The sequence below is a fragment of the Parabacteroides sp. HGS0025 genome (assembly GCF_000969845.1).
In the GTDB taxonomy this organism is placed as follows: Bacteria; Bacteroidota; Bacteroidia; order Bacteroidales; family Tannerellaceae; genus Parabacteroides; species Parabacteroides gordonii.
Genome location: NZ_KQ033902.1, coordinates 4,093,788 through 4,106,116, shown reverse-complemented (window position 1 = coordinate 4,106,116; position 12,329 = coordinate 4,093,788). Strand labels below are relative to the sequence as shown.

The 12,329-nt window shown below is 45.4% G+C and carries 9 protein-coding genes; 2 read left to right on the top strand and 7 right to left on the bottom strand.

Annotation, left to right across the window (positions count from 1 at the left end; translation table 11 throughout):
- Positions 1–3 precede the first annotated feature (3 nt).
- From HMPREF1212_RS15960 to HMPREF1212_RS15930, 7 genes are all read right to left on the bottom strand, one after another.
- Positions 4–723, bottom strand: a complete 720-nt coding sequence (locus HMPREF1212_RS15960; protein ID WP_028730542.1) for a tetratricopeptide repeat protein — start codon at positions 721–723, stop codon at positions 4–6.
- Positions 724–908: 185 nt separating this feature from the next.
- Positions 909–2,015 (bottom strand): alanine dehydrogenase, encoded by a 1,107-nt coding sequence (gene ald / locus HMPREF1212_RS15955; RefSeq protein WP_046150007.1) that lies wholly within the window; start codon positions 2,013–2,015, stop codon positions 909–911.
- A gap of 79 nt (positions 2,016–2,094) precedes the next feature.
- Entirely contained in the window at positions 2,095–3,237 is a 1,143-nt protein-coding gene (locus tag HMPREF1212_RS15950; RefSeq protein WP_046150438.1) for a glycerate kinase family protein, read from the bottom strand.
- 81 nt (positions 3,238–3,318) lie between these two features.
- Positions 3,319–6,687 (bottom strand): preprotein translocase subunit SecA, encoded by a 3,369-nt coding sequence (gene secA, locus HMPREF1212_RS15945; protein ID WP_046150006.1) that lies wholly within the window; start codon positions 6,685–6,687, stop codon positions 3,319–3,321.
- A gap of 138 nt (positions 6,688–6,825) precedes the next feature.
- Positions 6,826–8,415 carry an alkaline phosphatase family protein gene (locus HMPREF1212_RS15940; RefSeq protein ID WP_028730546.1) on the bottom strand — a complete coding sequence of 530 codons (1,590 nt, stop codon included), beginning with the start codon at positions 8,413–8,415 and terminating at the stop codon, positions 6,826–6,828.
- A gap of 16 nt (positions 8,416–8,431) precedes the next feature.
- Positions 8,432–9,613 (bottom strand): lipoprotein N-acyltransferase Lnb domain-containing protein, encoded by a 1,182-nt coding sequence (locus tag HMPREF1212_RS15935; RefSeq protein ID WP_028730547.1) that lies wholly within the window; start codon positions 9,611–9,613, stop codon positions 8,432–8,434.
- A gap of 31 nt (positions 9,614–9,644) precedes the next feature.
- Positions 9,645–9,884 (bottom strand): GlsB/YeaQ/YmgE family stress response membrane protein, encoded by a 240-nt coding sequence (locus HMPREF1212_RS15930; RefSeq protein WP_028730548.1) that lies wholly within the window; start codon positions 9,882–9,884, stop codon positions 9,645–9,647.
- A gap of 445 nt (positions 9,885–10,329) precedes the next feature.
- On the opposite strand from HMPREF1212_RS15930, the gene HMPREF1212_RS15925 reads away from it, so the two are divergent.
- Positions 10,330–11,058: a type III pantothenate kinase gene (locus tag HMPREF1212_RS15925; RefSeq protein ID WP_028730549.1), complete on the top strand. Its 729-nt coding sequence runs from the start codon at positions 10,330–10,332 to the stop codon at positions 11,056–11,058.
- On the top strand, positions 11,045–12,325 hold the full coding sequence (locus tag HMPREF1212_RS15920) for a membrane protein (RefSeq protein WP_046150005.1): 1,281 nt from the start codon (positions 11,045–11,047) through the stop codon (positions 12,323–12,325). Before HMPREF1212_RS15925 ends, HMPREF1212_RS15920 begins: the two co-directional genes overlap by 14 nt.
- Positions 12,326–12,329 lie beyond the last annotated feature (4 nt).

The following is a 12,329-nucleotide window of genomic DNA, read 5'->3' as shown; positions in this document are numbered from 1 at the left end:
AAATTATTTTGCCAATGTTTCGTTGATAGAATCAAGGATCTTTTTGGCGTTGGCATTTGCTGCATTCAGGGCAACAGCCTGTTCGATGTATTCTTTTGCTTTCTTCATCTGAACGTCAGCTTTGTCTTTTTCTGCTTCGTATTTAGCAGGGTCGGTAGCAGCAGCCAGAATCTTTGCACCTTCGTTGTAATACATAGCACCTAAGCTGTACAGCGCATTTTCTTTATACTTCGCGTTGCTAACGATTAATACATCTTTAAACAACTCTTCTGCATCAGCAGTTTTTCCTGCCTTTTGCGCAGCCTGTGCCTGCTTCATGCAATATCCGTAAAGCAGTTTTTCCAGATTTGTATCACCCGGTTTAACTTTCAATCCGGCTTCTACAGTAGCTGTAAACTCAGCGGGTTTATTCAGGTTACGTAATGCCATAGCCTTACCGGTGTAAGCGTCATCTACGTTTTTATTTTTCTGGATGGCCAGATCGTAATATTTTACGGCATCTTCATATTTCTTGGCCTGGAAAGCAGCGAAACCGCAATTGAAAACGCGGTCGGCATCTTCGTTGTTCGTCTGTTTAAGGAATGCATCGTACTTTGTAAAAGCTTCCGGATAGTTTTTCGCTTTTAATGCTGCATCGCCTTCATCACGCAGTTTATCAGCGTCTTGTGCAAATAAGTTTCCAATACTCAGGCAAAAAGCCAATAACAAAACAATTTTCTTCATGGTTGTTAAACGATTTAAATTTAATTTTATGATGCGCTAAGTTAGTAACCATGATAAAAGTATCAAAGCAATTTTACATCTTTTTAGAATTAAAAGGGAATGAGAATTCTTTTAGGAGGAAAAGAATGTGCAGATTATGGCCGCCTTACAACTGAAGGTTTCCACATAATCTGCACCTTTTTTGTTTATAATACAGCCGGATAACAGGGTAATCCGAACGCTTCGGCTACAGCCGGATAAACGATCTTACCTTCGATAATGTTTAATCCGAGCAGCAGGCTCCTATCTTCCTTGCAGGCTTTTTTCCAACCCTTGTCAGCCAGTTTCAGAACATAAGGCAGCGTGGCATTGGTCAATGCCAGGGTGGATGTTTGCGGAACGGCTCCAGGAATGTTTGCCACGCAATAATGAACGATACCGTCGACCGTGTAAACCGGGTCGGCATGAGTGGTCGGATGCGAAGTCTCGAAGCAACCGCCCTGGTCGATGGCTACGTCGGCCAGCACACTGCCCGGCTTCATAAGCTTCAGCATATCTTTAGTGACCAGGTGGGGAGCTTTGGCTCCGGGGATCAATACGGCACCGATCACCAGGTCGGTAGCCGGAAGCTCTGTTTCTATATTATGTGTAGATGAATACAGTGTCTTTACATTTGCCGGCATAACCTCGCTTAGGTAACGCAGGCGGGGAAGTGAGATATCCGCTATCGTAACGTCTGCTCCTAGTCCGGCAGCCATTAAAGCGGCATTATAGCCGACAATACCACCTCCCAGAACCAATACGCGGGCAGGTTTTACTCCCGGTATGCCGCCCAGCAGGATGCCTTTTCCTCCCTGGGGCTTTTCGAGGAAGCGGGCTCCTTCCTGTACCGACATACGTCCGGCGACTTCACTCATGGGAATAAGGAGTGGGAGTGAAGCGTCCGGTTTCTCTACCGTTTCGTAAGTCAGGCAGATCGAACCGCTATCCATCATGGCTAGTGTCAGTTTTTCATCTGAGGCGAAATGGAAATAAGTAAAGACCAGTTGCCCTTTCCGTACCAACGGATATTCTACGGCAATCGGTTCCTTTACCTTTACGATCATTTCAGCAATTTGATAAACGTCATTGATCGACGGGAGTATCTGTGCTCCTGCTTTCTCATAGGCTGAATCAGGAAAACCACTGTTTTCACCCGCTGTATGCTGTACATAAACGGTGTGCCCTTTTTTTACCAACTCTTTTGCCCCGGCAGGCGTAAGTGCTACCCGGTTCTCATTGTTTTTGATTTCTTTGGGAATTCCGATGATCATAATGTTAATGTTTAATAGTTATTATGCTGCAATATACAGAAAAGTATGACATTATGCTCTGGAAAAGCTTCTTTTTTTACTATTTGACTAAAATAAGTAGTGTTTGACAGATTTGTTCCATTGTCCGTTTGATGTTGCGGACGGCGTAAACGGGCTGCATGGCCTCTTCCAGGCTGACAGGAGACGGATGGATAGGGAAGATGGCGGATATACCGGCCTGTTTCAGTTCCTGATCGACATCCACTTGCCCGGTGATAGCGATGACCGGAATATTTTGTGCGGCAGCTACTCCGGCTATTCCGACCGGGACTTTGCCGAATAAGGTCTGCCGATCTATTTTACCTTCTCCCGTAATAACCAGGTCTGCACCTTTGACCGTTTCGCTGAAATGAAGATAGTCCATGACCAGGTCTATGCCCGGGGAAATGCTTGCCTGCAGAAAGCCTACGCATCCCCCTCCCATACCACCACCGGCTCCTGCCCCGGCGAGGTTGTCGATTTCCTTACCGAAGGTTTGGCGGATGAGGGTTGCCAAGTGTTTCATACCTTTGTCCAACTCTTCAATTTGTGTTTCGCTGCCTCCTTTTTGGGGGCCGAATATACGGGCGGCGCCCTGTGGCCCGTAGAAAGTACTGGTAACATCGGTAGCGATATGAAAGGTGCATTCCTGTAGTTGCGGAAGCTGATTACGGGTATCGATTCGTTGAATGGAGGAAAGACTTTTACCACCTTTCTCTATTTCGTTGCCAGACTGGTCGGTAAAACGGAAACCTAATGCCTGCATCATCCCGACACCTGCATCGTTGGTGGCACTGCCGCCTACGCCGATTATGAAGTTATGGCAGCCGCGTTGGATGGCGTCTGCTATCATTTCCCCGGTACCATACGTGGTAGTATGCATGATGTTGCCCGCTTTCGGGGGAATCAGGGCAAGGCCGCTGGCTGCCGACATTTCGATAATAGCTGTCCGGCTGTCTCCGGTTATGCCGTAGCTGGCCCGGATCGGCTGCATCAGCGGGTTATGGACAGGGATCGTTATGATACTTCCCCGAGTCGCTTCGGTCAGTGCTTCCACCGTCCCTTCGCCACCGTCGGCTATGGGGACTTTTACCACTTCGCATCCGGGAATGACATTCCGTATCCCTTCTTCCGCTGCGTCTGCAATGGCGGAGGAGGAGAGGCATCCTTTAAATGAGTCAATGGCGATAACTATCTTCATGATACTTTCATTTGAGAGGTAAAGATACAAAAAAGGGCAGCTTTTTTACGGCTACCCTTTTCTTATCTGTTATCCTGTCAGGTATTATAAACCTTGTCCGTGACAGTTTTTATATTTCTTTCCACTACCGCAGGGGCAAAGATCGTTACGGCCTACGCGTTTTTCGGCACGAACCGGTTCTTGTTTGGGTTGTTGCGGAGCACGTTCTTCCGGATCATTGTTTCCGCTGATATCCGTTTTTTCAGTACGGTAACGGCTCATGTCCTGGCGTTGTTCCGGAGCAGCCTGTCTTACTTCGATGCGCTGACGTTCGGCAGCTGCGGCTGCGGCAGCCTGTTGTTGAGCCATCGCCTGTTTCTGCTCTTCAGTCGGTTCCTCGCGAACAGGGATCTGACCGCGCATCAGGACAGCAGCAGTTTTACGGTTCATAACGTCAACCATTGTCTTGAACAGGTTGTAAGATTCCAATTTATAGATCAACAATGGATCTTTGTTTTCGTAGCTGGCATTCTGTACGGAGTGGCGCAGTTCGTCCATTTCGCGCAGGTGTTCTTTCCATGCTTCGTCAATGGTATGCAGTACGATTGATTTCTGGAATGCTTTCGTGATCGCCTTGCTTTCTGTTTCGTATGCTTCCTTCAGGTTACATGAAACATTATACATACGTTTTCCGTCTGTAACCGGGATCATGATATTTTCATACATGGCACCTTGGTGTTCGTAAACCTGTTTGATAACCGGATTAGCAACCTGAGTCATACGTTCCATACGGCGTTTGAATGTATGCAATGCGGTTTCAAACAGCTTGTCAGCCAGTTTGTCGGCCTTCAGGCTCTTGAATTCTTCCTCATCGAACGGACTTTCCATAGCGAATGTCTTGAACAATTCCAGTTTGAAACCTTCATAGTCCAGACCGTCGGAATGCTGTTCGGCAATAGCCATAGAAGTATCGTAAATCGTGTTCAATACGTCCAGACCGATACGTTCTCCCATCAGGGCGTGACGGCGACGGGTATAGATCACGTTACGTTGTGAGTTCATTACGTCGTCGTATTCCAGCAAACGTTTACGGATACCGAAGTTGTTTTCTTCCACTTTCTTCTGTGCACGTTCAACAGATTTGCTCAGCATGTTGTGTTCCAGAACTTCGCCTTCCTTGAAGCCCAGCTTATCCATCAGTCCGGCAATCTTGTCGGAAGCGAACAGACGCATCAGGTTATCTTCCAGTGATACATAGAATACAGAAGAACCCGGGTCACCCTGACGTCCTGCACGACCACGCAACTGGCGGTCTACACGGCGGCTCTCATGACGTTCCGTACCGATGATAGCCAAACCACCTGCGGCTTTCACTTCAGCCGACAGCTTAATGTCGGTACCACGACCGGCCATGTTGGTTGCGATAGTTACCGTTCCGCTCTGACCGGCTAACGATACGATCTCGGCCTCACGCTGGTGCAACTTCGCATTCAATACATTATGCTGGATCTTACGCAGGGTAAGCATACGGCTCAGTAATTCCGAAATTTCTACGGAAGTCGTACCTACCAGTACCGGGCGTCCGGCTTCAACCAATGCGCTGATCTCTTCGATCACAGCGGCATACTTTTCGCGTTTGGTCTTGTAGATGCGGTCGTTCATATCGTTACGGGCGATCGGACGGTTAGTCGGGATCACTACGACATCCAGTTTGTAGATGTCCCAGAATTCACCGGCTTCCGTTTCTGCCGTACCTGTCATACCTGACAGTTTATGATACATACGGAAATAGTTCTGCAAGGTTATGGTAGCGAAAGTCTGTGTGGCAGCTTCCACTTTTACACCTTCCTTGGCTTCGATAGCCTGGTGCAGACCGTCTGAGTAACGACGGCCGTCCATGATACGTCCGGTCTGTTCGTCGACGATCATTACCTTGTTATCCATCACAACGTATTCATCGTCCTTTTCAAACAAAGTATAGGCTTTCAATAACTGGTTGATCGTATGTACACGTTCGCTTTTGACAGAATAGTTTGCCAGGATTTCATCCTTCTTAGCCTGTTTCTCCTCTTCGGTTCCCTGGAAGTTTTCCAACTGGGAAAGTTCGGATGTGATATCCGGCAATACGAAGAACGTCGGGTCGTCCGTACGTCCGGTCAGCAAGTCGATACCTTTGTCGGACAGTTCGACGCTGTTATTTTTTTCGTCGATCACGAAATACAACTCGTCGGTTGCTTCGTGCATGTGGCGCATGTTTTCAGACATGAAGTATTCTTCAGTCTTTAACATCTGTGCTTTGATACCTTGTTCGCTCAGGAATTTGATCAACGCTTTGTTACGCGGATATCCTTTGAATGAGCGGTATAGTTGGATAGATCCTTCTTCTACTTCTTTCTGATCGCTGCTGGCCATTTTCTTTTTAGCTTCGATCAGCAGTTTTGAACACAGGTCTTTCTGTGCGTTAACCACCACTTCCACGTTCGGGCGGAACTGTTCGAACAACTGTTCTTCACCACGGGGGATTGGGCCTGAAATGATCAACGGTGTACGGGCATCATCGATCAATACAGAGTCGACCTCATCGACGATGGCGTAATTATGTTTGCGTTGTACCAGGTCGTTCGGGCTGATCGCCATGTTATCACGCAGGTAGTCGAAACCGAATTCGTTGTTTGTACCGAAGGTGATATCTGCATTATAAGCGGCGCGGCGCGCATCCGAGTTTGGCTGGTGTTTGTCGATACAGTCTACGGAAAGTCCGTGGAACATATAAAGCGGCCCCATCCATTCCGAGTCACGTTTTGACAGATAGTCGTTCACGGTTACAACGTGTACACCGTTGCGGGTCAGTGCATTCAGGAATACCGGGAGGGTAGCCACCAATGTTTTACCTTCACCGGTTGCCATTTCGGCGATTTTACCTTTATGCAGAACGACACCACCGAACAACTGAACGTCGTAGTGTACCATGTCCCAGGTAATTTCGTTACCACCGGCTTTCCAGTGGTTCAGGAAGATGGCTTTATCGTCTTCGATACGTACGAAGTCATGTTTGGTAGCCAGGTCGCGGTCGAAATCAGTAGCAGTAACAACTACTTCTTCATTTTCAGAGAAACGACGGGCTGTTTCTTTCATGATAGAGAATACTTCCGGCAGAGATTCTTCCAGAACTACTTCCATCTTATCGGTGATCGCCTTTTCAATTTTATCTACTTCTGCCCAGATGGCTTCACGTTCTTCCAGCTCTTTATCGTCGATGCCTTTGCGGAGTTCTTCAACCTGCGCGCGCTCGTCGGCTACATAGTCCTGGATACGTTGTTTGATCTCATCTGTTTTTGCTCTCAGTTCATCGTTAGAAAGCTGTTGGATTGACGGATATACGGCCTTGATCTTATCCACATACGGAGTAATCTCTTTCAGGTCTCGCTGCGACTTGTTGCCGAACAGCTTCGTCATAAATTCATTAAATCCCATGATATATATTAATTTATTTTATTTCGTAAAGTGTTTATTTGTTGACGATCGGATTTAATTGATCACCGGAATGATATATTGCTATCAAATACCGTGCCAGAATTAATCCCATCTGATATATGCGACCGGTCAGAGGTCTCATCTTTTGATTGTCAACTCCCAAAGTGGTAGATTTTGGGATGCATTCGGTGGCCGTATCCTCAGCACATGGGTTACCGTAGGGGCTACCTCTGTGGCTTTCACTTCACGGTAGATATGTTCCGGTTTGAGACCGTTACCCATAAATACCAATGGGGTAATTACTGCATTATTACGAATTATTTTTACTTTTTCTTTCGGATTGTCGTTGTTGATGATCCAGCCGGGTTGCAGCTCGATGATCAGGTCGCCACGTTTCAGGTGATGGGTTCCCTGACGGAACTTGACTGTACCTTCGTTCCATTCGCCGGCAAGCAGGGCGTGGTCGGTAGTGACATGCTGTACACCGCTGAATTCCATCAGGAAGGCAGCCGCTTTATCTTGTATGGTTACCAGATCGAGCTTTGCATCTTCGATAGCCTTGCGGTTCAGGTATATCTGGTTGTTATAGAAACCTTTTACCCAACTGCTTTGCTGCCCGTACATGGCCATCAGGTACATGTTTAACAAGGCTACGCAACGTTTCGGATGGAATTCGCCGCCGTTGATAAGTAATCCGTCGGCATATTCTTCCTCGCTCGTGTAATATCCGGAACCGGTAAATACGACCAGTGTGTTTGCCAGGCCGATCTTTTTGTCAATGGCATCGAGCAGTTGCTCCAGGTCTTTATCCAGCTGATAATAAGTATCCTGGATCTCGCGGGTATAGTCCTTGCTCATTGTCCCCTTATAATTACCGGCATAATAGGTAACTGACAGCATGTCCGGACAACTTCGTGTACCGAATGCGCCATATTCAAGGAACTGCAGGGCTAACCTGTTTATCTCTTTATTAATGAAAGGTGTCGTTTTCAGCTTCGGAAAACAATCGTTTGTCTTTTCATTAAAGGTATATTTGAAAGGAATTTCGTCCAGTACATAGGGGAAAGCGTTATACTTCTCCAAGGGGAGGGAAGGAGTCCACACCATCTTGTCCAGACGTGCCGACAGCGATTCTACTCCGTTGTTATAACGGTCAACATACCAGGGTATACCTTTATAATAGGTTGTTGTTGCCCATTTACCGTTTACATCGTCCATCCAGAAAGCACCGTTCGCCGCATGTCCGGCCGAAAGGATCGCACTTTCCGCATCGGGGGCGATGGCATAAACGTCGCTTCTTCCTTTGGAAGCTATTTTCAGTTCGTCTCCGATTGTGGAGCTGAATAACTTTTTAGGAGAATAATTCTCACGTGTATAGTTGCCGAGATATTCTGCATCATACAGGATGGAAACTTCCTTGTCCTTGTCAAAATCGTAGTATTTACCGCCGCTGACGCCATTGAAGCAGGGATTGCTTCCGGTAAACAAGGTGGCAAAGGCACTGGCCTGGTCAATGTTGGAAAATTCGAATTTGATGTTGTTATACACCAATCCTTCGTTCATCAACCGCTTGAAGCCGCGTTCGCCGAATGTGTTGTAAAAGTATTCCACATAATCGCCCCTTAATTGATCGACGGTAATGCAAACCACTAACTTCGGGGTACGTTGTTGTGCCTCCAGGTTAGTGACTACCAGGATCGCAATAAGCGACGTTATTATTTTTCTCATTCGATTGTCCATATCTTCAAATGTGCATCCGCCCTCTGTAAACACCGAATCCTGAACGTAGCCAAAGGGTGGCGACAAGCGGAATAAAGGCTATATTTAAGTGTTGTGGGATGAAATACCAACCCGCCAACAGCAGCGTAAGCGCCGCAAAGTTAATAAAATGATAATAATATGCAGCCTTTCCGTACTTTTTTACTGCAAACAAAATAACAGCTACCAGGTCAAACGGCTGCAACCACACGATCGACCAGTTAGGCCAGATGCAGGGATGGGTCGATATAAAGCAAAGGAAGAACAATACCGTACCGGCCACTCCTGCAAGGAGAAAGAGGATACAATCCACCAGGCGGAAGTATGTTTTTTTCTTCCATTCCATATAAGTGATCAGTGATACCAGCAGGAAAATAATCATGCTGCATAACATAGGAGTGAACCATTCTTTTTCCCCCTGATCATCGTCTGTCAGTTCTTCTGCCAGGCGGGTGGTCGACTTCACCAGCTTTCTTTCTGTTCCGTCCGGGTTGACGATCGTTGCTTTGTCGAATTCTTCTTTCAGATAGACAGGCAGGAACATCATTTCATGGGGAGTGGCTACGCGGTCTGTCGGACTTCCCAGTGCCAGGTCGCATCCGAAGGTTAGCCATGAGTTATTGCGCGTACAATAATTAATAAGATCGCGGAACGTTTGCGGTTCCGGCGGATCATTATATTTTATCTTCCCGTCGACCTGTTCTTCCACGATGGCGACAGGACGGGTGGCGCAGTTGTCGAAAAAGAAGTTGTAACGGTAAACGCAGTTCTCCGGTTGTACATTAATATATAATGCATTCCAAATCTTGTTTATCTCATCGGGTGTGAAGTTTAATACCTGTTCGGTCACTTCGCTTCCGCGCATCTGATATTCGATTATATAATGCTGAAAGTTATAGGCGGCGAGCTTGTAATCGGTTTCCCCTTTTGTAAAGCGGTAGATGAAATTCGGTTTGGAGAAATCGAATATACCATAATTAAATACCAGATCTATTTTATGTAAACTATCTTTAACCCGTACGGCTGTATGTCCGTACAGGGTAAAGACTGCTTCATCAGACGGAGCAGCTGTTAATATACTGATCTGAGCTTCGTCGCTTAATTTGATCTGTGCCTTTGCCGGAACCAGCAAAAGGAGCAAAAAAAGCAGAAGCAGGTACTTCTTCATACGATAATTGTTTTACCGCACAAAGGTAGAGCTATTTTTTGAATAGTGAAACGATCCATAATAAAACGATAGCACCGATGGTTGACATAACCAGACTTCCGATCACTCCGTTTACGCTCAGTCCCAGCAAACCGAATAGCCATCCACCCAGTACACCGCCGATTATACCGACAATCAGATTGACGATCAACCCGAATCCACTCCCTTTCAAAATCTTTCCTGCCAGAAAACCGGCCAGGATCCCAATAACGATTGAACCAATAATTCCCATAATCTCTTATTCTTTAGTTTGTAGATAGAACAAACGGGTACGGGCTTTTGTTTGTCCGGCCTCGCTTTTAATTAGAACTATCCGGCTCTTAATTTCAATCAGCCCTGATGTAAAGTTGCCAACCCCCGAGATATTCTTTGTCCGACGGGTGTCAGACAGCTGTCCCACACTCGTCGAACAGCTGTCTGACAAAGGTGGGACAGCTGTTCGACCCTTGTCGGACAAAGAATATGTCAAGGGGGAATATCATTCTCTGCCGGATAATTCAATTTTTCCGGGCAGGTAGTTGTAATTGGAACCCGGGAAAGGAGTTGGACAACAGTAGAATTAGCAGTTGTCGCTTTCATTGATAAAGGAAAAGTTTCAAAGAAATTTAGCAGGTTATCCCTTGGTTATGCGTGATATCTCGTCAATTTTGTTTTTCTTTGCGGAAAATTTCAGTCACGTGAATTTAATAATAGAACAAGGAAACACCTCTTCAAAAGTTGCGGTATACGATAAGAAGCATATGGTAGCCTCTTTCGTATACAAGAAATTCGATGTTGATGAATTGGAGTCTCTCTTTGGGAAATACGATTTTAAACATGGAATATTGTCGACTGTGATAGGCAAAAACGAAGTGCTGAATGATTACCTTCGGGGTAAACTTCGGCGCTTTATCTTTTTGGATGAAACTGTAAAGTTGCCTATTTCGGTTCAATATGAAACGCCCGAAACATTAGGGAAAGACCGGCTGGCGGCGGCTGTCGGTGCGAATTACCTGGAACCGGGAAAAGACCTGCTGGTCATTGACGCTGGCACAGCAATTACTTACGAATTGATCGAAGCATCGGGTACTTTCCTCGGGGGAAATATTTCTCCGGGTATGACTACGCGTTTCAAGGCTTTGAACTTTTATACAAAAAAACTACCTTTGGTGGCGGAAGAGGAGATAATACCTCTGATAGGCACCAGTACTGAGAGTGCTATTCAGGCAGGAGTAGTAAATGGAATTGTTTACGAGATGGATGGATATATCGAAATGTTACGGATAAAATATCCTAACCTTTTGGTTTTTTTAACAGGCGGTCATTCGTTTTATTTTGAAAGACGGCTAAAAAACTCCATCTTTGCAGACATTAATTTAGTGTTGACAGGATTAAACAGAATCTTAGAGTATAATGTTGAAGATTAATAAGCTACTAATAGCAAGCATTCTTATATTTACACAGTTGTCGCTAGCGGCACAAAATAACACTAACTCGCCCTATACCCGTTTTGGGTATGGTGAATTAGCTGATCGTTCATTCGGAGCCGGACGGGCAATGGGTGGTGTTGGTTTCGGACTGAGATCGTCGAGCCAGATAAACCCCATGAACCCTGCGTCTTACAGCTGTATGGATTCGTTGACATTTCTTTTTGATTTCGGAGCATCCGGCCAGCTTTCGTGGTTTGATGACGGGATCAATAAGCAAAATAATGTAAATGGTAATGTTGAATATATCGCTTTACAGTTCCCTATTCATAAGCGTATTGCCATGAGTGTCGGGCTTTTACCTTATTCTTATGTAGGATATAGCTTTGGTGCTTTGAGGACAAATGATGAAGGAACTTATATAGAATCATATAATGGTTCAGGCGGATTAAACGATTTGTATTTAGGATTGTCTATAGATATATGGAAGAAGCGTCTTGCTGTCGGAGCAAATGTCGGATATCTTTTTGGTACAACCAAGCACGAACAGGCTAATTCGTTTGTAAACAGTTCCGGTTTTAATTCTGTTCGGGCTCAGAGTCTGGAAGTCAGAGATATTAAGTTGGATTTCGGTGTTCAGTACACTCATCCGATTAGTAAAACTGAAAATGTTACATTGGGTTTGGTCTTTTCTCCGAAAAACCGTCTGAACGCTACATATATTAATATGGCTTATAAGACGAATAGTTCAGGTTCTGCGGAAGTGGTTGCTTCCGATACTACGAAGAGTAAGGCTTTTGATATCCCGAACTCAATCGGATTTGGTGCATCATACGTGAAAAATAATAAAATGACATTGGCTGCGGATGTACTGTACGAAGCATGGGATAATGCGAATTATGATGATTCGAAAGACAATTTCAAAAACCGTGTCAGGGTTGCTGCCGGGGGTGAGTTCATTCCGAATTATCAGAATCGTAATTTTTTCAACCGGGTAAGATATCGCGTCGGAGCTCATTATAGTAACTCTTATTTGATGATTAATAACACAGATGATGCCGCTTATAAAGGTAATGGATATAACGAATATGGAGTGAGTTTCGGTATGGGGTTGCCGTTGATTGATAACCGTTCTTTGGTAAATGTATCTTTTGAATATACAAAGATTAAGCCCGGAGGTGTGAACATGATTGATGAACAGTATTTCCGTTTTACTGTTAATTACACATTCAACGAAATGTGGTTCTGGAAGAAAAAAGTGGATTAATTTA

What these genes read in the sequence shown, in the direction of transcription:
- HMPREF1212_RS15960 (WP_028730542.1), bottom strand. Translation starts at nt 723, where the DNA reads ATGAAGAAAATTGTTTTGTTATTGGCTTTTTGCCTGAGTATTGGAAAC.
- ald (WP_046150007.1), bottom strand. Translation starts at nt 2,015, where the DNA reads ATGATCATCGGAATTCCCAAAGAAATCAAAAACAATGAGAACCGGGTA.
- secA (WP_046150006.1), bottom strand. Translation starts at nt 6,687, where the DNA reads ATGGGATTTAATGAATTTATGACGAAGCTGTTCGGCAACAAGTCGCAG.
- HMPREF1212_RS15940 (WP_028730546.1), bottom strand. Translation starts at nt 8,415, where the DNA reads ATGAGAAAAATAATAACGTCGCTTATTGCGATCCTGGTAGTCACTAAC.
- HMPREF1212_RS15935 (WP_028730547.1), bottom strand. Translation starts at nt 9,613, where the DNA reads ATGAAGAAGTACCTGCTTCTGCTTTTTTTGCTCCTTTTGCTGGTTCCG.
- HMPREF1212_RS15930 (WP_028730548.1), bottom strand. Translation starts at nt 9,884, where the DNA reads ATGGGAATTATTGGTTCAATCGTTATTGGGATCCTGGCCGGTTTTCTG.
- HMPREF1212_RS15920 (WP_046150005.1), top strand. Translation starts at nt 11,045, where the DNA reads ATGTTGAAGATTAATAAGCTACTAATAGCAAGCATTCTTATATTTACA.